Origin of the sequence: Aeromonas salmonicida subsp. salmonicida (assembly GCF_001643305.1) — a bacterium.
Lineage (GTDB): Bacteria > Pseudomonadota > Gammaproteobacteria > Enterobacterales > Aeromonadaceae > Aeromonas > Aeromonas salmonicida.
Map to the genome: position 1 here is coordinate 91708 of NZ_LSGW01000071.1, position 20705 is coordinate 112412.

Below are 20705 nucleotides of genomic sequence, written 5' to 3' on the forward strand. Positions count from 1 at the left end.
CTCCTGTCTGACTGGTGACGTGCCAACGAGTCGCGTCAGCACACAAAAAGGGCTCCCGCATCGGGAGCCCTTTTCACATAAAAAAAACAAGCAAGCATCCCATCAGGAGAGCGCCAACCCGATGGAGAGCAGCAGGCTGAACAGGAAGGCGCTGATGGCGGTCTTCTTGAGGGCACCGGTCAGCACCTCGCCATCGTAGCTTTCACGCAGGGTGCGCGCAGCATCGGTGAGGGGCTTCATGGCAGGCAGGAAGATCCAGGGCCAGAAACTGGCGGGCTGGGTCAGCAGGAAGGCGATGGTGCTGACCAGCGCCGCCCCCAGCAACAGCCAGTGGTAGGCGATGGCACGGTTGCGACCCAGCCGCACCGCCAGGGTGATCTTGCCGCTGACCGCATCCGTCTCTATATCCCGCACATTGTTGATGTTGAGCACGGCGGTCGCCAGCAGGCCGCAGGCAGTGGCCGGCAGCAGCAGATCCCACGCCAGTGTCTTGGTAAACAGATAGTAGGAGCCGAGTACCCCCAGCAGACCGAAGAAGAGGAACACCGAGATATCCCCGAACCCGCGATAGCCGTAAGGGGTCTTGCCCACCGTGTAGGTGATGGCCGCGACTATGGCTGCGCCACCCAGCACCACGAAAGTGAGGATCTGCAGCCACTGATCGCCAAAGGCGCAACCCAGCAGAGAGAGGCCGCTAACCACGGCAGCCAGGGCGGTCAGCCCCATGGCCACGCACATCTGCTTTTGGGTGATGAGACCCGAGACCACGGCACGCTGGGGGCCAATCCGCTCGCCATTGTCCGCACCGGATACCGCATCCCCGTAATCGTTGGCCAGATTGGAGAGGATCTGCAGCAGTATGGCGGTCAGCAGGGAGAGTGTCATTATGGTGCCATCGAAGGCCCCACGACTGGCCGCCAGCCCCGAGCCCAGCAAAATGGAGGAGCACGCGAGCGGCAAGGTTCGCAAACGCGCCGCCAGCAACCAGATAGAGAAGGTATTTGTCATATTGTGATGGCCAAACAATCAGATATTGATCGTGTTAAGGGTTATCGAACTGGATTTCGGTATACTTGGCGCCTCGGGAGGTAAGCTCCCCGGGCGATTTACATGGACGAATGGGCAGATAATATATAGGAATAATCGCTCCTTTGGCATAAACCAACGGCATCCTTCTGCAGGATTGACCGTCACTATCGGCTCATAGACGAAATCCATGTTGGCTCAGACCCATATCAAGCAACAACTGGACGCCCGGCGTCACAGCAACGCCAGCGGCTTCGTCCGGCTGCGCGTGGCGATCGAGGTCGGCTCCTTTCTGGGCTGGCTCGCGGCGCAGACTCTCTATCCCCGCATCTATTGGCATGCCAGAGGGCACGACAAGCCCGAGTATGTGGCGCTGGGCTGTATCCGGGAACTGACCCGTCCACAAGACATCCAGCGAGTCTGTGAGCACGCCAACCAGCCTCATGATGACAGCCCGCGCTACTACGGCGGGCTGGCGTTCGATCCCGCTCAGCCCGGTTGGCAGGGATTCGGCCCCTGCCGCTTCGTGCTGCCCCGCATCGAGCTGGTGCGCCGGGGCGAGTGTGTCAGCCTCTGCCTCAATCTCTGGCTACCGGAGCAGCAAGCAGCGGCCGAGTTCGATGCCGAAATGCTGGCCGCCGAAGCAGCGCTTGATGCCCTGCTGCCGGAAGCGCCGCTTTCCCCCTTGCTGCGGCGCGACTGGCAACGCCAGGATTGCCCTGCCCAGCCGCACTGGCAGCAACTGGTGGAACGGGTCACAGCCCCCGATTTTCAGGCGCACACTCCCAAGGTAGTGCTGTCGCGGGAGAGCCGTCTTACCCTGAATGACGCAAGGGCTGATGCCACACATGATGCCGGCAATGCCGTCCCCCCCTGGGCCCTGCTGGCACAGTGGGCACAGCATGCCCAGGACTGCTTCCACTTCGGCTTTCAGTTTTCCCCCGAGCAGAGCTTTATCGCCTGCTCCCCCGAGCGGCTCTACCGTAGGGAACAGGATCATCTCTTCACCGAGGCACTGGCAGGCACCATACGCCGCTCCGGCGACGAGGCGACCGATGCGGCCCTGGCCGCGGAGCTGCTGGCCGACAGCAAGAACCGGCTGGAGAACAGGCTGGTGCATGCCGACATCCTCAGTCGACTGGCACCGCTCACCACGGGCGCCAGCCTGACCGAGCCGCGCATTCTGAAACTGCGGCTGTTGCAACACCTCAAGTGCGACATAGAGGCCGAACTCAAACCCGGAGTGTGTGACTGGCAACTGCTGGACGCCCTGCACCCCACCCCCGCGGTGGGCGGCGCCCCGCGCGAAGCCGCACTGGCCTTCATCCGCGAGTTCGAGCCCCATGATCGCGGCTGGTATGCCGGTGCCTGCGGCATGCTGAGCCGGGAGACCTCGGAGTTCTCCGTCGCCATCCGCAGCGCCCGCGTCACGGCGCAGACAATCACACTCTATGCCGGGGCTGGCATAGTGGCGGGATCAGAACCCGCCGCCGAGTGGGCCGAACTCGACAACAAGATCGCCAATGTGCTCTCCCTGCTGGGATAGCGTTTTCTCATCGACCCCTCATTCAGCGAGAGCCTCATGTTTGCCAGTCAACATGCCACCTTCAATCACGTCTGGTCTTCCCTCTTGCTGGAAGAGCTCCATCGCCTCGGCGTGCGAGACATAGCGCTGGCCTCGGGCTCACGTTCGGCACCGCTCACCATGGCCGCGGCCGCCCATGCCGGCTTTCGCCGCCACCTCCATTTTGACGAGCGGGGATTGGGGTTTATGGCGCTGGGGCTGGCCAAGGGCAGCGGTCGACCGGTGGCGGTGATCATGACCTCGGGCACGGCGGTCGCCAACCTTTGGCCCGCCGTGGCGGAGGCGCAACTCACAGGCGTGCCGCTGATTATCCTCTCGGCCGATCGGCCACCCGAGCTTATCGACAACGGCGCCAACCAGGCGATCGATCAGCAGGGGATCTTCGGTCGCTACCCCGTCTATCAGCAGAACCTGCCGAGCCCCACACCGACCATACCCGCGGCCTTCGTGCTGAGCTCGGTGGATCAGGTGCTGGCCCAGCAGGCTCTGACTCCCGGACCAGTCCATTTCAACTGCATGTACCCCGAGCCCCTCTATCCCGGTGATGAGTACCTGGATTTTTCCGGCTATCTGGCCCCCCTCGGCGACTGGCTGCATTCAAGCGAGCCCTGGAGTCCTTGGCAGCAGAATGAGCAGATCTGTCCCCGCCAGCCCGATTGGGCAGCCTTGCAGGGCAAACGCGGCATCATAGTCGCGGGACGCATTCAGGATCCCGCCCAGGCGCAGGTGGTGGCCGAGCTGGCCGAGCGCCTCGGCTGGCCGCTGCTGGCGGATCTGCAGAGCCAGATCCGCTTCGATGCCCGCAACCTCATCCACATGGATCTCGCCCTGCAAAACAGCTGTTTCGTGGCCGAGCTGGCCCGCGCCGAAGTGTTGCTGCAATTCGGTGCCCGCCTCATCTCCAAGCGGCTCGGCCAGTTCATCAAGCAGCACCCCTGGCAGGATTACTGGCTGGTGGACCCGCAGCCGGCGCGACTCGATCCCGATTACCGGCTGCGCCGCCGTCTGGTGTGCGAGCCCGCCGCCTTCGCCGCAACCCACAAAGTGAGCACTCGCCACCTGCCCTGGCACCGGCTGGCGGAGCGCCAGCAGAGCGCCACCCGCCAGATCCGCAGCGCTTGCGATCGCTTCTCCGAGCTAGGCGTCTGTCATCGGCTGGGCAACCTGATTCAAGGCCAGTTGTTTGTCGGCAACAGCATGCCGGCCCGGCTGATGGACATGCTCGGCGAAGCGGGCAAGGGGCCGAGCCGGGTGATGACCAACCGCGGCGCCTCCGGCATTGATGGCCTCATCGCCACCGCCTATGGTTTTGCCCAGTCGAGCGAGCAGCCAACGACCCTGTTGATTGGCGATCTCAGCGCCCTGCACGATCTCAACAGTCTGGCCCTGCTCGGCAAATCGAGCCGGCCGCTGGTGGTGATCCTGCTCAACAACGACGGCGGCAGCATCTTTCGCATGTTGCCGGTGCCCACCGGCGATAGGCTGCTGGAGACCTACTACTGCCTGCCCCACGGTCTGCACTTCGAGCATGCCGCCGCCATGTTCGGCCTCCATTATCGGGCACCAACCACGCTGGCTGAATTCGAGCAGGCCTACACCGCCGCGCTGAAAAAACCGGAGCTGGAAAAGAAAGTAACCCTGATTGAAATCAAGGTACCGAGCAGCGAAGTCGCCGAGGATCTCAAGGCACTGGGGGCGGCTATTCGTGGCCTCTAACCCGAACAGCCAGGAACTGCCTCTGGTGCTGCTGCATGGTCTGCTCGGCGATGGCCGCGACTGGCAGCCAGTGATCGAAGCCTTGCCTGGAATAGATTGCCACGCGCTGGATCTGCCGGGCCACGGCAGCAATCAAGGGCTGAGTGTGACCGGCTTCGAGCAGGCTCATCAGTGGCTCTGTGATGCGCTAAAGGCACTCGGCATCGAGCAGTACCGATTGGCCGGCTATTCGCTGGGCGGGCGGCTCGCCCTCTATCACGCCAGCCAATCCCCTGCCGGATTGCAGGCCCTGCTGCTGGAAAATTGCCATCCCGGCCTGCCGCTGGCCGAGCGGGCAGCTCGCATCGAACACGATGAGGGCTGGGCCCGGCGCTTCGAGCGCGAACCGCTGACAGAGGTGCTGGCCGACTGGTATCAGCAGGGGGTCTTTGCCGATCTCGACGAGGCCGCTCGCGCCCGCCAGATAGCCGGACGCCTTGGCAATCAGGGCCCGGCCGTCGCGACCATGCTGCGCGCCACCTCGCTGGGCCAGCAGCCGAACCTCGCGCCCTGGCTCGTCAGCACCCGGTTGCCGGTGACCTGGATCTCCGGCAGCCGGGATCACAAATTCCATCAACTGGCTTGCCAGTTGGTAAAGCAGGGCTGCAATATCAATCACTTGACCCTGGATGGCGGCCACAATCTGCACGCCAGCCAGCCCGAGCGCTTTGCCTCGTGCCTGCGCGACTGGATTGCGAGTACGCCATAAAACGGCATGACACCCTTTACCCGAGCCGGCGTCGCGGGCTTATCACCAACAAGAAAAAGAGAGTGCACATGATTGACGCAATGACGGAAGCGGGACTGTATACCCTCGTCCAGCATGACGATATTGCTCAACTCTGCTCTACCAGATCAGAAGGAAAAAACCATGATTGAGGCAATGACGGAAGCGGAACTGTACGCACCTGTCGAGTGGCGCGATTGCTCCGCCGGTTACGAGGACATCCTCTATCACAAGTCCGGCGATGGCATTGCCAAGATCACCATCAATCGCCCTCAGGTACGCAACGCCTTCCGTCCCCGCACCGTCAAAGAGATGCTGCAGGCGCTGGCCGATGCCCGCTATGACGATCATATCGGCACCATCATACTCACCGGCTTCGGCGAGAAGGCGTTCTGCGCCGGTGGCGATCAGAAGATCCGTGGCGACTACGGTGGATACCAGGACGACGAAGGCACTCATCACCTCAACGTGCTCGACTTCCAGCGTGACATCCGCACCTGCCCGAAACCCGTGGTCGCCATGGTGGCCGGTTATGCGGTCGGTGGCGGCCACGTGCTGCACATGATGTGCGATCTGACCATAGCGGCGGACAACGCCCAGTTCGGCCAGACAGGTCCGAAAGTCGGCTCCTTCGACGGCGGCTGGGGCGCCTCCTACATGGCCCGCATCGTCGGCCAGAAGAAGGCCCGCGAGATCTGGTTCCTCTGCCGCATGTACGATGCCCAGCAAGCGCTCGACATGGGGCTGGTCAACACAGTCGTGCCTTTGGCCGATCTGGAGCGCGAAACCGTGCGCTGGTGCCGCGAGATGCTGCAAAACAGCCCGATGGCGCTGCGCTGCCTGAAAGCGGCCCTCAACGCCGACTGCGATGGCCAGGCCGGCTTGCAGGAGCTGGCGGGGAATGCCACCATGCTGTTCTACATGACCGAAGAGGGTCAGGAAGGGCGTAACGCGTTCAACGAAAAACGTCGTCCCGACTTCTCCAAATACAAGCGGAATCCCTGATGAAACTCGCTCTCTATCGCTACCAACTGCCTTTTACCCAGCCCCTGACCTTTCACGGCAAGGTGGAGGTGGCGCGAGAGGGCCTGCTGGTTCGCGTTGACAAGGGCTGGGGGGAGATAGCCCCCCTGCCCGGTTTCTCCAAAGAGACCCTGGCCGAAGCGCTCGCTTGTCTGGAGCAACTGGCTCAGGGACAGCCCATCTCGCCCCTGCTGCCTTCGGTGCAATTTGGGTTCGATTGCGCGCGCCGGATCTGGCCTGAACAGGCCGCCACCCTGCCCGCACCCTATCCCCTTATTCAAGGCTCCCCCCAGGAGCTGCTCAAACACTGGAAGGACTGGCTGCACCAGACCCCCAGCAAGGCCAAGCTGAAAGTGGCCCGTTACCCCATGCGCGACGAGCTGGCGCTGATCCGCCTGCTGTGCGATCGCATTCCCACTCTCAAGCTGGTGCTGGACGCCAACCAGGGCTGGACCCGTGAGGAGGCCTGGGCCTTCTGCGGTCACCTGGACCCAAACCGAATCGAATATCTGGAAGACCCTTGCGCCAACTTTGACGACATCGCCTTCGTGGCAAACCGCACCGGCATGCCGGTGGCCATCGACGAGCTGCTGGCACAGGGCAAACCCTGGGAGCCCATCCCGCAGCTGAGAGCCCTGGTGCTCAAACCCATGTTGCTCGGCTCTCTAGCCAACAGTGAAGCCCTGGTGGCCCGCGCCCGCGAGCTGCGCCTGAAAGTGATCGTCTCCTCCTGTTTCGAGTCCGGTGTCGGCCTCGGCCAGCTCGCCCGTCTCGCGGGTGAATGGGCGCCGGATCAGGCACCGGGGCTGGACACCAAACGCTGGCTGGCAAGCGACCTGCTGGATACCCAGGGCACCCCTGACCTGAGTCTGCTGGAGCCCCTGTTTCACCGTGACTGAAGGGGCCTGCATGCTGCCGACATCTGACCATCACTCCCATTTAGAGCCATGCCCGGTGCGCCACTGGGCACAAGCCGCGCCCCACCGGATCGCCATCCACACAGCAAGTCCCCTCAACTACCAGCAGCTGGATGCAAGGCTCAACAGCCTGTGCCTGCAACTGGAAGGGGCTGGCTTGAACAGCGGCGACCGCCTAGCAGCCGTGGTGCGCGGCGCCCTGCCAGACGTCTTGCTGGCCTGGGCCTGCGTGCGCAGCGGCATCATTTTCTGCCCGCTCAACCCCGCCTTTCCACTGACCAGACAGGCCGCACTGGCGCAGCAGCTGGATGTGGCCGCCTTCTGGTCGGCGGACGAAATTCCGGCGGGAAGTGGGCGCCCACTGCGGCTGGATTTCAGCACAGAAGTGGCGGCTACCGAGCAGCCCTGGCCACTTGCGCCTGCCCAGTTGAACAACATGATCCTCACCTCGGGCTCCAGCGGCACACCGAAAGCCGTGGTTCATCGCCTTGCCAACCACCTGGCCTCGGCGCGGGGCTCAGCCTCCCTGATCCCGCTGGATGAAGAGTGCGGCTGGCTGCTCTCCCTACCGCTGTTTCACGTCGGCGGCTACGCCATCCTGTTCCGGGTCTTTCTGGCAGGCGCCAGCCTGGTGCTGGACGATCGCAGTCAGCCCCTCAAGGCGCGCCTCGAATTCCAGCCCATCACTCACCTGTCGCTGGTACCGACCCAGCTCTGGCGGCTGATGGCTGAGGGTTTTGACCCCGCTCGCACCCGCTTGCGCGAGCTGTTGCTCGGTGGCGCCGCCATCCCGCAGCCGCTGGTTGCTCGCCTCGCGGCCATGGGCTTCACCCCCAAGTCGAGTTACGGCCTCTCCGAAATGGCCAGCCAGGTCTGTACCGGCCTGCCGACCACTGCGGGCCTGGTTGGCAAACCGCTGCCGGGGCGCGAAGTCTGCATTCAACAAGGGGAAATTTGCGTACGCGGTGACACCTTGTTTGCCGGTTATTTCATGGAGGGCGTACTGGAGCGACCGCTCGACGAGGCTGGCTGGTTTCACACCCGCGATAAGGGGCATGTCACCGCCGACGGCGAGCTGGTAGTGGAGGGGCGGCTCGACAATCTGTTTATCTCGGGCGGGGAGAATATCCAGCCAGAGACCATAGAGCAGCGGCTGGTGGATCACCCTGCCGTGGCCCAGGCACTGGTGGTGCCCATATCGAGTGAGGAGTGGGGGCAAAGACCCGCCGCCTTCATCGACTGGCATGGCGAACCTGTGCCCTATCCGGAGCTGGCCGCCTGGATCAGGCAGACATTACCCGGCTTCATGGTGCCGGACCTCTGGCAACCCTGGCCGGACATGGGCGGGGCGCTCAAACCACAGCGAAAGCTGTATCAGCAGTCAATCTTCAAGCAATAAACCGCCATACGACAAGATCTGGCACAACAGATCCATCCGAACCGCACCGTATTCAACAAAACTCCTGAACGAGGCCAAAAACATACTCAGGCTGCAAGCTAAGTGAGAACGATTACATAAACGGCCATCTTTTTGAGTGTTTTTTGAACCAAATTAATAACCTGTAGTACCATACCCGCTGCCTGACACCTCAATGGAAACCTAAATAATTGATAATTAAAGATATTGTAATTTTTTCATTATTTGAACAACTGCCACATGATGGTAAAATGCACTCCTTGGCGGTAAGACGAGTCACACATGAGTAACAAAAATTATAAAATTGCAGAGGATATTATTTTCTCCGCTGCAATATTCAAGCTCTCAAAGGGAGAAAGAGACATCAAGCTCAGCAACAAGGAAGCAGAGCTACTCGAAATGCTGTGTGATGAGGCAGGCAGTGTCATTGCCAGAGGCAAGCTGCAGGAGACCTTGTGGCCAAATCAGGACAATACCGATACCAACCTTAACCGTCAGATCCTCTCTCTGCGCAGAAAACTGGAATCCATTGGTTTACTGGATGCAATCGATACTATACCGAGAGTCGGTTATATCTTCTGTGCACCGGTTGAGATAAGCGGAGAAGAAGAGGAAACGGTAGCTACTGATAACATAGTGCCAACGCCTGCAAGCATGCCACAACCAAGACGACAATATAGCCGTAGACGATATGACCGCTATTTCAGTCCAAAACGCATCATGCTGTTTGCATTGATCATGGTATCTATTACCTCATTGGTGATATTCATTTACCATTATGCCAATGCCAATACCCTGAGAACGATCAATCTCAGCCATGTTTCTCTCTATATGACCAGTGAGACAGAGCATGCGTTGAAATTGAACATTGCGACTCTGACTCCGCTTGCTCAGCGCATCCCTCATTATGAATGATGAACATGTTTCCATTCTCATCGGAAAGGAAGCTATCAGCTACTTTTCCATTGACAATAAAAACAAACTTCTGTCAGAAAATATTTTCCTGTTGAGAGCGGGCCACCCTGTCATGGAAGAGGTGCAATGTGTCGTAGCAACGATGGCGTTGCAGGGAGAGAATGTTTCCCACAATTATTATAATAATCCGCATACCGTTGTCAGATACCATAGCAGCTGCCTGGCGCCAGAGAACTGGGTAGAAATAACCAGAAAAAGCAAGATGATTGTCACCATGAACAGAGAGATTGTGGTAGCGACCGTGATTGCAACCGATCATAAGGGACAGACACTGTTCAATCTGGATTCCGTCGGGGATGTAGAGCGTGATGATGATGATATTGTGGTCGAAATAAAGAATACTATTGTCAACTTCATTGACCAGAAAGCACTCATCAATAATAGCATGGTCGCCACTCTGGTTGCAGCCTTGACGCCACCAAAACAGAAGGCGCTGTTTATCCAACTGCCGGGTGGAATATATTTATCCAGCTATATGGGGGGCGTTCTCTCCTGGCCCAGCAGAGAAAACTTGAAGGTCATCCAGCGCAATGACCCTTGAGTTATTCATAGGCGACAATGAAATTGGCCACGGCGGTATAATCGCCAGGTTTGATATTCCTTGCGGCGATGGCATCCGGGTGGCCTTCAACCCGAGCGAAAAAATTCAGCTCGTTCTCTGTTGAGTTGCCCAGTACATAGCCACGGGAAGGGGTACCCAAATCCAGCGGGGATTGAGTGGCGTCATACAACCGGATACCCGCCCCCTTGGCAGAACCTGCGGAAAAAGCCAGAGCACCGCTCATCTGCTGATCTGCCGAACCGCTGAAGGTCACCTTGGCCATGCGGAAAATACCTGGCTTGCAGTTGGTCAGGCGGATAACAAAAGGCACCTGGGCCCCGGCACCGGCTGAATAGAGCTCCCTGACGTCAACCACCCCCATGTCGACCGACTGATCGGCTGACTCCGGTGATACCAGGCATGGCTGGTCAATAATTCGGCCATGAAGATGAAGTGTATTGCCCAATAACTCCAGGTCTTCACCCGCTCGTGGTGCAGCCATCACTGCCAGTGATGGGCAAAGCAACAACCCTATCCAGAACGTCCTGAACATGTGACTTTCCCTCACTGGAATTCGGCAACGATAGTTGCTGTGGCGTAAAAATCACCCGCGGCTATATCTGCACCAACCGGTGATATAGGGGCAGCAATGAATCCCCAATCGCCAATATTACCTTGCATGGTGACGGGGTAAAATTCATTAAGCCTTAATACGGAGCCATCCAGTTGCTTGAACTTGATCCCTAGGTTATTAATGACCTGTCCACCTTGATAGCCATCCTTGGTGGTCCGTAAATAATCCTGACTAAAAGATGTGGGTTTTCCAGAAATACCAAGGTTGATCTTCAAGGCATCACCTTCGAAAGCTCCCCCTTCACAACGGAAGGTCAAAGGGAGCGTTTTTTCATAATTACTTCCATCCAGCCCAGTACCAGGTAAATCCCCAAACTCCACTTCTATCGTCTGACCGCCATTGATTACACACTTCTCTGGCACATAAAGAATTGTCGAATTAATGACAATTCTAGACATGGCTATGTTGTTGAAATCAGAAGAGGTAGCACCCAGTCTACCGAACATTTCCACTACCTGCCGATCAGAAATCTGAACGCCATTGATAATTTGCTTTCGGACTCGGAAAGTAACTCGCCCTTTACTGCCACTCTCAAAATTAGTTATCCGAGTCTCTCGACCTTGGGTGCAAGAGTGATTTGGGTAATCATTACTTTCATTTGGGAAAGGAGCCGCTACATACTTCTTTTTCCAGCCGGCTATCCATATTTCAACCTTCATATCCAGAAAGTCATTCAGTTTTACAAACCCATCACCCACCTGAGGTAGACCATTGCTCATGACCGCCTTGTAATACACCGGTGAGCTAGGAATGCTTCTATCGGGACAAGTAACAGTTCCTGCATACTGTCCTCCCAAATTCCACTCAAAAGCTCTTGTCTTGTAGCCAGGCTTGTTTTCAATATCCTCTTTACCGAGATCAACCCTGTATTCATGATCCCCATCAGGAATGACATAACCATTTGCCAGCGCTGTGCCAGCAAACAGCAAAAAACCGGAGCAAAAAACGGAACGTAACATAACCTTACTCGCTCTTCATGGCTTTACAGGCATTGCCGACACACTGGTACTTGATATCCATATATCCGCCGTAATCGTTTACATAGCTGATGATGAATTCACTGCCCAACGTCTCGGGGATCTTGGCATCCAGCTCGGATTTGGGGGCCACCATAAAGGCAGAGAAGCCTTTAATAGATGTTTTTTCTTTGCCCTTGGGATGAGCCAGACCGACATAGGTGACGTAGTAAGGGGTCGGGTTATTGACCTTCAGGGTTGTGCCCTGTTTGGTGATCGTCACTTGATCCTGCCAGACGGCACCACGCTCAGGGAGGATAGCCTCTGGGCGGTAGAAGAGCTTGATCTTGGATTGCACGGCAATCTGCATGACGTTGCTCTTCTCGCTCTTGGGCGGGATCTCGCGCAGGTTGAAGTAGTAGATAGATTCGCGATCTTTTGGCAACGTTTCGATCGCAGGCACAGAGGCGATCCTGACAATCGACTTCTGATTGGCATCCACCCGCTGCACTGGCGGCAGCACCACGAAAGGCGAAACGATCTTCTGCCCCAGGGCATCTTCAATCCAGGCCTGCGCCAGATAAGGCAGCTTCTGATTTTCGTTTTTGATGTTGAGACTGATGGATTTGGCGCCACCAGGATAAACGGCGCGAGTACGATCCAGCACAATTGCGGCACTGACGTTCAGTGACGTCATACCCAGTACGGCCAGACAGGTAAAAGAGAGCAGCTTTTTCATCGGGTTCCCATTACTTACAAGTGAGCGTCTTCATCGACAGATCGGTTACTTCGTGCGGTGCCGCTATCTTGCACTGACGGGCACCACCCCAGGAAAGTTCAAACGATTCATCCGGTTTTACTCCCGCCAGATAGACTAGGCCATCCTCATCCACGACGGAGAGTACCCGTCCGGCGTCATTGACGACGGTCGCACCGAAGGGCGGATAGGAACCATTGGGCAGCCTGACGCTGGCCAGCAACTTGAAGCCCTGGGCAATTTCAAAGGCATTATACCCAATCGCACCTTCCGTCAGGGTTCCCTGCTTGATGGCATTCATGGCATCTATGTCATCGCTCAGCTGGTCCACGTCGATACGGGTATCGCTCTTGCGATAATCGGTCATGTCGCTGATCACGGCCACGCCAAACCGGTTCGTCACCGCACGCCCATTATTGAAAGAGACATCGGCGACCTTGCCGGTATCGACCATCATGCGGGTTCCTCCACGTCGGGTCGCCTGATGCAAGGCGGCGCCATGTTCGGTCGCCGTCAAACCGCCCCGCATGCTGGCACCGACCGAGGTGTATTCGCTCTGTACGCTGTAGGCATTGAGGCTGACGGCGCCGATGTCACTGTTGTGGTTGTAATAACCTCGCGCGACCGCATGACCATTGCTCTGCACCCCGGCCCCCAGCTGATAGGTATCATCCGGCCGGCTGTAATCTTGATAGGTTGCCAGGTGGGTGACCTTGCCGTTGGAAGACTGCACGCTGTATCCCGCACTCTTCCGGTCCCCGATCGGCATGCTGACCGTCAGCATGACACTCTTGTCATCCTCATAATTCTCTGTCTTGGTCTTGTAAGCAGACAAATAGAGAGAGACATCCTTGAAACTGCCAATATTCACATTCTTGTTGATGGACAGGCCGTAACGATCTTCCGCATCGTGATTCCAATAGGTTCTATGGGTGTAATCCATATACATGGTCAATGCCTTGGCGGCATCATCAGCCCAGAATGTCTTGTTGGCAGTAATGGTATATAGCTCTTTATCACCCCAGGTATTGTAATCATCACTCGATGCAACGTTATTATTTTCCAGTCGATCCTTGTTACTCAGGAACTGCGACATTGTCATGAAGTTATGTTGCGAGAAACGATAACCCGCAAAGGTGATGGCGCTGTTGTATTCATCGAACTGCTTGGCATAGTTCAACCGAAATGACTGGCCAATCTTGGTAGATAAACCTGGTAATTTCGCAATGGATTGGGTCAAGTCAGCAGAAATAGCACCGAATGCATACAGGTCGCGACCAATCCCCAGGCCCATGGAGTTATATTCGCCAGCAACCAGACTACCACCATAAAGAGACCAGGAGTTCGCCACCCCCCATGAAAAGTCCCCCGTCACAAAACCAGGACCATGGATATCGTGAGCAGAGTCACCCAGTTCTGATGGGGCGCCGACCGAGATGTTGTAGCGAACATACCCTGGCCGGGTCAGATAAGGCACGGTTGCCGTATCCACCTGAAAAGAGCTGACGCTACCATCCTGCTCTTCCACCCGCACATCGAGGCGACCACGCACAGAACTGTCCAATCCCTGAATACGAAATGGGCCGGCAGGCACGTTGGTCTCATAAATGATGCGGCCAGACTGGGAGATGGTGACTTTGGCGTTGGTCTTGGCGATGCCGCTCACCTCGGGGGCATAGCCTTGCAAGCTGGGCGGCAACATGCGCTCATCATTGGCCAGATTGACACCTGTATAACGAAAACCATCGATCAATTGGGAGTTGAGCTGTTGTTCGCCCACGGTCAGCTTGGCGGCCATGGTCGACAGAGGCCGGTATGCGTAGAGACGGTTAAGCTCGGCTGACGACCGCTCGTCATCCCCCCAATAAGCGCTGGCCTGGTAATCGCCACGCAGGCGCCAGGGACCGTAGTTCGCCCCCAGGGTACCGTAACTGCTGAGGTTGCTGTTGGAGTAGTCGCGCCCTTCATTGACCTGGGCATTGAGGTTGTAATCCAGCATCAGACCAGTGACGCCGACGTCCCACTGCTCGGGCGGAATCCAGTTGGGGTCACTGTATTTCAGCCAGGCCTGGGGGACGGCAATCCTCAGCAAGCCGTTACCAATATCATTGGAGATGATGACCCCATCCAGCGCCAGGAGGTTGGCACACTGACCCTGATGCCAGCTGTCAATCTTGGCGATGGCTTCATCCGTCAGCGCCATCCTGGGGACAAGATCCTGAGGCAAGCAGGCAACGCCGCCCTTTCCCTTGCCGTCTTCCACTTCATAAAAAGGGATTTTCTGGAGTGGCAGCTTGTTCTTGTTGACCTCAATCTCAAGATAGTAATCACCCGGCAGGATATAACCTTCATCTGCAAACTGGGAAAGGTCTATCTTGGTTCGCTCGTCCAGATCAAGCGCATCAATATTAAACTCCGTTTCTGCCAACGCGTTATCTGCCACAGCCAATAGGCAAGGCACGCATAGCATAAAAGCCATTTTTAGATAATGTGTTCTAACAGAGTTTGATGTTGAAACGCTCATATATTCACTCTAGGGGTAACATAACGGTCTCACATAATGAGGTATCTACACTAAGCAATCGGGTTGCTTACATATAATTGAGTTCAAATAGGGCTGTATTGCTCGGATAGAACAACACTCCATTATTCACCCTCAAATCAAGTTCCATATCACGATTGACAATATCGGAGACAATAAAATATTCCCCAGATACCTTGTGATATTTTCCATCACTGACAATACCCAGTTCATCATTCACAACACCATGAACAGACATGGATATAAAAGGCAGTGAGGTATCCACTCGCCCTTCTATCTGACAACCACTGACTTTCAGTACTCTGTGGTTGGCTTGTTGCTGGGGAGTTTTTCTTTGTTCATCCAAAGTGCAGCCTGACTCGGCCAACCCATCCGTTACTTCATTTGCATACGCAGGCATTGCCATCATCACAACCTGCAATACGACTGGCACAATCATTGGAGTTTTCATGGTCAAGGCACGATGTGGGGGAAACCATGTGTGAAGTTGTGGTGGTTTGCACCACCACAACCCGTATCACACGTTAAGGCAGACTATTACTCGTAGGAGAGAGTAAAGTTGGTCACTGCAGTGAAGGCACCGGCAGTCAGCGGGTTGGCAGTCTGGTCGGCATAGCCTTTCAGCACGGCGCTGAAGGGCAGCTCGTTATCACCATTCACCAAACCGAAAGCGGCGGTAGGTTCACCCAGAACGATAGCCGCGCCAGTACCCGGTGCAGTCATCTTGATACCAGCACCAGCTGCCTGGCCGCCACCGATCACCAGCAGGCTGGAATCGACAGGATCTTTGGCGCCGCTGAAGGTCACTTTAACAGCATCTTCATCAGGGGTGATTTCACAGTTCAGCAGCTTGATGCTGAACGGACGTGAGTTGGACTCGCCACCTTTGACCAGCTCTTTGGTGCTGATCTGGCCCATTTCAACAACCTGGTCAACAGACTCAGGAGCAACGGAGCAAGGGGCATTGATAATTTCACCGTTAAAGGTGACTTTACCTGAACCAGCACCGCCGGCAGCAACAGCAGAGCCGCACAGCAGCATGGAACCAACACCCATAGCAACCAAAATTTTATTAGCGTTCATTCTTTATACCTACATTAACGTGTGTTTTATCTCATCACCTAAACCATGCTGGAGTCACAGTGTTAAATAATGAGGCGATATGCCACACAGCTACTCTTGCATGACTTTTACTTCATTAAGCCGATGAAGATATGAGCCAGACAATCAGTTGCTCTGTGTATGTCCAATTTTATCAAGCCAAGGTAGAAGACCGTATCAAAGGCAGTTCCCGCTACCTTTTATATCTGCACGAATACATATCCATGTAAGCCGTGTAGAAATACTGCTTTCAACCTTTGCTTGGGAAACAAATTAACGACGTATTTGATGCACATCAAATACATTTTGATTTTTATAAATATTTTTTAAACACTTTAAAATCATGCACTTACAACCATTCTGGAACAAATTAAAATAACAAAAGACCATTATCATCACTGTATTGAACATTGGCGATATTAAATTAACCAATAACCTAATCACACCACAAACCAAATTAACAAAAAACCAACATTGAGCACGGTAAATATACTCTTCTGGCCATGTTTCTGATCACGTTCAGGCAATCAGGCAATCAGGATTATCTGAAGCTGCCTGTGATGCACAAGAGCTCACACCTTGCTCTCACGGCAGGGGTAACATTCAACGTTTCCATGTCAAATAACATTGGCTTTAAAACATCCGCAGTTGTTGGCTCACTCTTTACAGGTATTCATAACAATTAATTTAATTGGAAGAAAATAAAATGTCATCAATATGGGACCGGCATATTTTCCCACCAATACTAATTGGCACTTGTGAGGTGTGACTTATATCCCATCTTTTTTTATAGCGATTGATTTCTCAAAGTGGGGTGTTATCATCCGGACATAGAGTAAAGGGCAAACCGATCGAAAGGTCGGGACGCAAAGCCACCGGTCTAAGGGTGTAGATACCTAAGACAGCGGAGCTGCCAACTGAGAAGAGTGATGTCATGATCTGAATGCCATTCTCTTTGATTGCGTTGCCCTTTTCGTACAACGACATGTGACGAAAAGGACATAAAATGAACACTTGCATCCCCTCCACCGGTTCTGTCCGCAAAAGCATTATCCGTTGCGCCTCCTCAGCCGCCACCGCCTTGCTGCTTGGTGCTGCACTGTTGCCCGCTACCGCGTCGGCTTACGATGGCACTGTGACCCTGACTGGCACCATTTATGAATCACCCTGTGACTTTTCTGACAACAGCGTGACCTGCTATTCCGGCGCACAGCGCCAAACCCTGGATTTGGCCAGCCTGCGACAAACTGGCAGCCTCAACGCCATCAATGGCACCCTGAATTACAAGCTGTCAGAAGGCAGCAATAGCATGGCCATAGTGACCGTCAGTTACCTCTAGTTTCCTCCTGAGCCTGGCTCAGGATTGCTTGAGGATCAGGGCCGGCATACCGATTGGTTTGTCGGCCGCCTGCCTTGGCCACTGGCAAAGCAACCTCTGTTGTCTTTGTGTCGCGTCTCTCTTGTCAGTCTCGGTTGCCCCTCTGCTCCGCGTCCTCTCGATCTGTTCCCCTTCCCTATTCACCCTTTCCTGGGTCACAGCATCATGACCACATAAACGCCTAGCGATCGCCAGTACAGAGCCTCCATACCATTCGGACATGAGGCACACCTGCCCACGGCACAGCAAACCTCAAACGAGAGCTGGATCACATTCACAGCGTGGAGGCTTAGATCCCCCCCAGATGGCAGATGAGTCCTTGCTATCACTGCAGCCCCCAATGAGACTCAATTTATTTTGATAGATGCTAAATAAATGATTTATATGGCCTGATTGGTGAGTTGATACCCTTTTGGAACTTAGTACATTGCCCGCGATAACCACGCAGACTCTCATCCAAAGGGATAAAAATGAACAATCTGGGTACAAGGTTGCTGCTTCTGGTAGCACCGGGCCTGCTCGCCACCTCGGCGCTGGCCAATTACTCCCCCACCGACTGGCAAGCATACCGGCTGAACGGTGAATCGAGCCGCCAGCTGAGCGATCGCGTCACCGAAGTCACCTACGAGCTCAGCGCCCGCAATGACGATGCCCCCTATCAGCAACTGCGCGTCTATCGCCGCTTCGACTGGAACGATAGCGACCTCAGTGCTCTGGCAGAGCAAGCCTGCGGCGAGCCGCAGCTCAGGATTGAGCAGGGCTGGCAGATCCGTTACCTCAGCTGCGAGCAGGTGGTGCCGGCAGGCAAGGCCATCCCGGCCAGCAGCTATGACTATGGTTACGGCCTGGAGCAGGGCCGCTGGGAGCCATTGACCGGCACCCCGACCGCACCGCGCCAGGATCGTATGCCGCTGGCCGAGCGCATCATACTGGGTCACAGCGAGCAGGAGCTGGATCGCTGCGAACTCAACGCCCAGGGCCGCTGCGCCGAGCAGGTTTGGCAATATCAGCCGCAAAACTGGCAGCAACTCAGCGTGCTGGAAGAGACCTCCAACGAGCGGGATGGCCGCCTCGAGCAGATCTTCTTCCGCCTGCAACCCGTGCCAGGCAGTCAGGCCGCCAGCCAGGTGAGCGAGATCCACGTATGGCGCAAGTACAGCTGGCAGCTGGATGAAACCAAAACCCAGCAGGAGTGCGATGAACCCCAGACCCGCCAGGAAGGGGACAAGACCATCAGCTATCGGGTTTGCCGCCAGACCCTGCCCGCCGGCAGCGAGGTGCAGGTAGTACTGAAAGACACCGGCTATCAATACCCGGTCGGTGGCAGCGAATGGCAGACACTGCCGGAAACCGACGAGTGGCAAGAGAGCCGGGTGCTCAATCGCCCCATAGTGCTGGCCAGCAAGGAGGAGCAGCTCGACTGCCGTCGCGCCGATGGCCGCGCCTGCTCCGAGCCGGAGCAACCGGGCACGGATCTGCTGGATGCTGACGCCGCCAGGATAGTGCAGGACGCCAGCGGTCAGCCCGCTCTCGTCTGGCAGGAAAACTATGGCCACGATGACACCAAGCTGCTGGCCGTGTCACGGGGCATGCAGAGTCTGCTGGCGGCCAATCAGCCCGCCCATCCGGCCATGAAGCTGCTGCTCGAATATGTGCGCGCCCACAACTATCACAACTACGGCAAGCACAAGGAAGATGGCCCGGCCGCCGCCGAGGCGCTGGCTGAAGCCCTGACTGCGCTCGGTGCCCATCCGCTGCTCTATCCGGAGCAGGCCAGCGATGAGGTGGGAGCCGTCATGGGTGCCTGGAGTATCGCCCTGCATGGCCAGTTCAAGAGCCCGGCGGTGCAGAGCCGGTTCGGTACCCTGCTCGGCCAGTTCAACCAGATGCTGGCTTACAGCACCCGCCACGCCAGCGAGCTCAATGGTCAGCATGCCTGGGCAACGGGTCTGTTCGATCTGCTCAACTTCCTCGACTTCGCCAGTGACTACAGCGATGCCTTCGCCGCCGATTTCCGCCAGCAGGATGGTGAGCTGCGCAAACAGCTGCACGCCCTCGGCATGAGCGAGCTATCGCTCTGGCAAGGACGGGATGGCAAGGATCTGTTCCTGCTCAATAATGTGCTGGATGCCTACACCCGCCTCTATCGGGTCACCCGTTATACCCGTCCCGACGAGAGCGAAAACTATCGCAAGCTGCTGGATGGTTCAGTCATCGATCTCATCCGTCATCACAGCCTGATCCCGGGTGGCCAGCAGAGCCAGGATCTGCTGGAAGACATGTCACTGACCCTCTCCACCTACTATCTGACCTACACGGATCGCACCAGCGAAGCCTGCATCAGCGGCGAGTTTGCCGGTCTCTGCACCCCGATACGGCTGGAGGATGTGCTGCCGTTCGAGCACACCTGCTCGCCGACCCTGCGCCTGCGGGCCCAGGAGCTGAGCCAGGATCAGGCCGACGGCATCTGCCGCGAGCTGGGCGCCGAGGAGCAGCAGTTCCATCAGCAGATGGAAACAGGCTGGCAGCCGGTGGCGGATGACAACAACGAGGCACTGGAGCTGGTGATCTTCAACTCCTCCGCCGACTGGAAACGCTACGGCGGCGCCCTGTTTGGTGGTGTCTCTACCGACAACGGCGGCATCTACATCGAAGGGGATCCGGCTCGCCCCGGCAATCAGGCCCGCTTCTTCGCCTATGAGGCTGAGTGGAAGCGCCCCGCCTTCCAGGTGTGGAACCTGCGCCACGAGTATGTGCACTATCTGGATGGCCGCTTCAACCAGTACGGCAGCTTCGGTCACTACCCGCTCAATCGCACCACCTGGTGGTCGGAAGGGCTGGCGGAGTTCATCGCCCACGGTCAGTGCTTCGCCCGTGGCATGGACAATGTGGTGGGTCGCCCGGCGACCGAACGACCGAGCCTGGCCGACATACTGCACCTGGATTACGACAAGGGTGGCGAGATGGTCTACTCCTGGTCCTATACGGTGCATCGCTTCCTGAACGAGACCGGCCGCGGTGCCAGCTGGCTTGCCATGGCCCAGGCCCTGCGCAACCCGGATCAGCAGCAGGCGATGAGCGCCTTCGAAGCCGAGCTGGATCAGCTGATCGCGAGCGACAGCGAGGCCTACCAGAGCTGGCTGAGCCGCGATCTGCTGCCCTGGTGGGAGGCCAACAAGGAGTCCGACGAGTGCAGGGCCAACGACTCCTCCCACTGAGGGTGAGACGTTAGCGACAGAAGGCAGCCACGGCTGCCCTCTGTTTTTATATGAGTACTTTATATAGGTGACGGATCAAGCGGTTAGAAGACAGCCAGATGCGACAGCCTCTGCCCGAGTGACGCCATAGGCAGTTATCAAGCCTGACGCGCA

General features: G+C 56.7%; 17 protein-coding genes and 1 riboswitch. Of the genes, 10 read left to right on the forward strand and 7 right to left on the reverse strand.

Annotated elements, in window-relative coordinates; translation table 11 throughout:
* Positions 1-102 precede the first annotated feature (102 nt).
* Positions 103-1008, reverse strand: coding sequence for a 1,4-dihydroxy-2-naphthoate polyprenyltransferase (locus AXW79_RS13495; protein ID WP_011899130.1), 906 nt, complete (start codon positions 1006-1008; stop codon positions 103-105).
* Positions 1009-1216: 208 nt separating this feature from the next.
* Between AXW79_RS13495 and AXW79_RS13500 the strand changes: the two genes are divergently transcribed.
* From AXW79_RS13500 to AXW79_RS23800, 8 genes are all read left to right on the forward strand, one after another.
* Complete coding sequence (locus AXW79_RS13500; RefSeq protein WP_011899129.1) at positions 1217-2572, forward strand: isochorismate synthase; 1356 nt, start codon at positions 1217-1219, stop codon at positions 2570-2572.
* 36 nt (positions 2573-2608) lie between these two features.
* A complete protein-coding gene (menD, locus tag AXW79_RS13505) occupies positions 2609-4327 on the forward strand; it encodes a 2-succinyl-5-enolpyruvyl-6-hydroxy-3-cyclohexene-1-carboxylic-acid synthase (protein WP_005316003.1) in 1719 nt (572 codons plus the stop codon).
* A complete protein-coding gene (menH, locus tag AXW79_RS13510; protein ID WP_005316004.1) occupies positions 4317-5075 on the forward strand; it encodes a 2-succinyl-6-hydroxy-2,4-cyclohexadiene-1-carboxylate synthase in 759 nt (252 codons plus the stop codon). The genes menD and menH overlap by 11 nt, the downstream gene beginning before the upstream one ends.
* A 162-nt stretch (positions 5076-5237) precedes the next feature.
* Positions 5238-6098: a 1,4-dihydroxy-2-naphthoyl-CoA synthase gene (gene menB, locus AXW79_RS13515; RefSeq protein ID WP_005316007.1), complete on the forward strand. Its 861-nt coding sequence runs from the start codon at positions 5238-5240 to the stop codon at positions 6096-6098.
* Entirely contained in the window at positions 6098-7015 is a 918-nt protein-coding gene (gene menC / locus AXW79_RS13520) for an o-succinylbenzoate synthase (RefSeq protein ID WP_005316010.1), read from the forward strand. Before menB ends, menC begins: the two co-directional genes overlap by 1 nt.
* A 10-nt stretch (positions 7016-7025) precedes the next feature.
* A complete protein-coding gene (locus AXW79_RS13525) occupies positions 7026-8432 on the forward strand; it encodes an AMP-binding protein (protein WP_011899128.1) in 1407 nt (468 codons plus the stop codon).
* A gap of 300 nt (positions 8433-8732) precedes the next feature.
* Positions 8733-9365: a winged helix-turn-helix domain-containing protein gene (locus AXW79_RS23795; protein WP_005316015.1), complete on the forward strand. Its 633-nt coding sequence runs from the start codon at positions 8733-8735 to the stop codon at positions 9363-9365.
* On the forward strand, positions 9358-9966 hold the full coding sequence (locus AXW79_RS23800) for a hypothetical protein (RefSeq protein ID WP_005316016.1): 609 nt from the start codon (positions 9358-9360) through the stop codon (positions 9964-9966). Before AXW79_RS23795 ends, AXW79_RS23800 begins: the two co-directional genes overlap by 8 nt.
* Position 9967: 1 nt before the next feature.
* On the opposite strand, the gene AXW79_RS13540 is transcribed toward AXW79_RS23800, so the two are convergent.
* The 6 genes from AXW79_RS13540 to AXW79_RS13565 form a co-directional block, all read right to left on the reverse strand.
* Positions 9968-10519: a fimbrial protein gene (locus AXW79_RS13540; protein ID WP_011899127.1), complete on the reverse strand. Its 552-nt coding sequence runs from the start codon at positions 10517-10519 to the stop codon at positions 9968-9970.
* A gap of 11 nt (positions 10520-10530) precedes the next feature.
* The gene (locus tag AXW79_RS13545) at positions 10531-11559 is read right to left on the reverse strand and encodes a fimbrial protein (RefSeq protein ID WP_005316019.1); all 1029 of its coding nucleotides are present in this window, start codon (positions 11557-11559) and stop codon (positions 10531-10533) included.
* 4 nt (positions 11560-11563) lie between these two features.
* Positions 11564-12295 carry a fimbrial biogenesis chaperone gene (locus tag AXW79_RS13550; protein ID WP_005316022.1) on the reverse strand — a complete coding sequence of 244 codons (732 nt, stop codon included), beginning with the start codon at positions 12293-12295 and terminating at the stop codon, positions 11564-11566.
* A gap of 10 nt (positions 12296-12305) precedes the next feature.
* On the reverse strand, positions 12306-14837 hold the full coding sequence (locus AXW79_RS13555) for a fimbria/pilus outer membrane usher protein (RefSeq protein ID WP_011899126.1): 2532 nt from the start codon (positions 14835-14837) through the stop codon (positions 12306-12308).
* Positions 14838-14904: 67 nt separating this feature from the next.
* Complete coding sequence (locus AXW79_RS13560) at positions 14905-15294, reverse strand: hypothetical protein (protein WP_005316026.1); 390 nt, start codon at positions 15292-15294, stop codon at positions 14905-14907.
* A 98-nt stretch (positions 15295-15392) separates the two neighbouring features.
* Entirely contained in the window at positions 15393-15938 is a 546-nt protein-coding gene (locus tag AXW79_RS13565; protein WP_011899124.1) for a fimbrial protein, read from the reverse strand.
* A gap of 849 nt (positions 15939-16787) precedes the next feature.
* A riboswitch (cyclic di-GMP riboswitch) is annotated at positions 16788-16874 on the forward strand.
* 88 nt (positions 16875-16962) lie between these two features.
* Between AXW79_RS13565 and AXW79_RS13570 the strand changes: the two genes are divergently transcribed.
* Positions 16963-17295, forward strand: coding sequence for a hypothetical protein (locus AXW79_RS13570; RefSeq protein WP_005316030.1), 333 nt, complete (start codon positions 16963-16965; stop codon positions 17293-17295).
* 509 nt (positions 17296-17804) lie between these two features.
* The gene (locus AXW79_RS13580) at positions 17805-20552 is read left to right on the forward strand and encodes a collagenase (protein WP_005316035.1); all 2748 of its coding nucleotides are present in this window, start codon (positions 17805-17807) and stop codon (positions 20550-20552) included.
* The last annotated feature ends 153 nt before the right edge of the window (positions 20553-20705 follow it).

Excerpts from the sequence above, each read along its gene's own strand:
- AXW79_RS13495 (WP_011899130.1), bottom strand. The coding sequence starts at position 1,008 with ATGACAAATACCTTCTCTATCTGGTTGCTGGCGGCGCGTTTGCGAACC.
- AXW79_RS13500 (WP_011899129.1), top strand. The coding sequence starts at position 1,217 with ATGTTGGCTCAGACCCATATCAAGCAACAACTGGACGCCCGGCGTCAC.
- menD (WP_005316003.1), top strand. The coding sequence starts at position 2,609 with ATGTTTGCCAGTCAACATGCCACCTTCAATCACGTCTGGTCTTCCCTC.
- menB (WP_005316007.1), top strand. The coding sequence starts at position 5,238 with ATGATTGAGGCAATGACGGAAGCGGAACTGTACGCACCTGTCGAGTGG.
- menC (WP_005316010.1), top strand. The coding sequence starts at position 6,098 with ATGAAACTCGCTCTCTATCGCTACCAACTGCCTTTTACCCAGCCCCTG.
- AXW79_RS13525 (WP_011899128.1), top strand. The coding sequence starts at position 7,026 with ATGCTGCCGACATCTGACCATCACTCCCATTTAGAGCCATGCCCGGTG.
- AXW79_RS23795 (WP_005316015.1), top strand. The coding sequence starts at position 8,733 with ATGAGTAACAAAAATTATAAAATTGCAGAGGATATTATTTTCTCCGCT.
- AXW79_RS23800 (WP_005316016.1), top strand. The coding sequence starts at position 9,358 with ATGAATGATGAACATGTTTCCATTCTCATCGGAAAGGAAGCTATCAGC.
- AXW79_RS13540 (WP_011899127.1), bottom strand. The coding sequence starts at position 10,519 with ATGTTCAGGACGTTCTGGATAGGGTTGTTGCTTTGCCCATCACTGGCA.
- AXW79_RS13545 (WP_005316019.1), bottom strand. The coding sequence starts at position 11,559 with ATGTTACGTTCCGTTTTTTGCTCCGGTTTTTTGCTGTTTGCTGGCACA.
- AXW79_RS13550 (WP_005316022.1), bottom strand. The coding sequence starts at position 12,295 with ATGAAAAAGCTGCTCTCTTTTACCTGTCTGGCCGTACTGGGTATGACG.
- AXW79_RS13555 (WP_011899126.1), bottom strand. The coding sequence starts at position 14,837 with ATGAGCGTTTCAACATCAAACTCTGTTAGAACACATTATCTAAAAATG.
- AXW79_RS13560 (WP_005316026.1), bottom strand. The coding sequence starts at position 15,294 with ATGATTGTGCCAGTCGTATTGCAGGTTGTGATGATGGCAATGCCTGCG.
- AXW79_RS13565 (WP_011899124.1), bottom strand. The coding sequence starts at position 15,938 with ATGAACGCTAATAAAATTTTGGTTGCTATGGGTGTTGGTTCCATGCTG.
- AXW79_RS13570 (WP_005316030.1), top strand. The coding sequence starts at position 16,963 with ATGAACACTTGCATCCCCTCCACCGGTTCTGTCCGCAAAAGCATTATC.
- AXW79_RS13580 (WP_005316035.1), top strand. The coding sequence starts at position 17,805 with ATGAACAATCTGGGTACAAGGTTGCTGCTTCTGGTAGCACCGGGCCTG.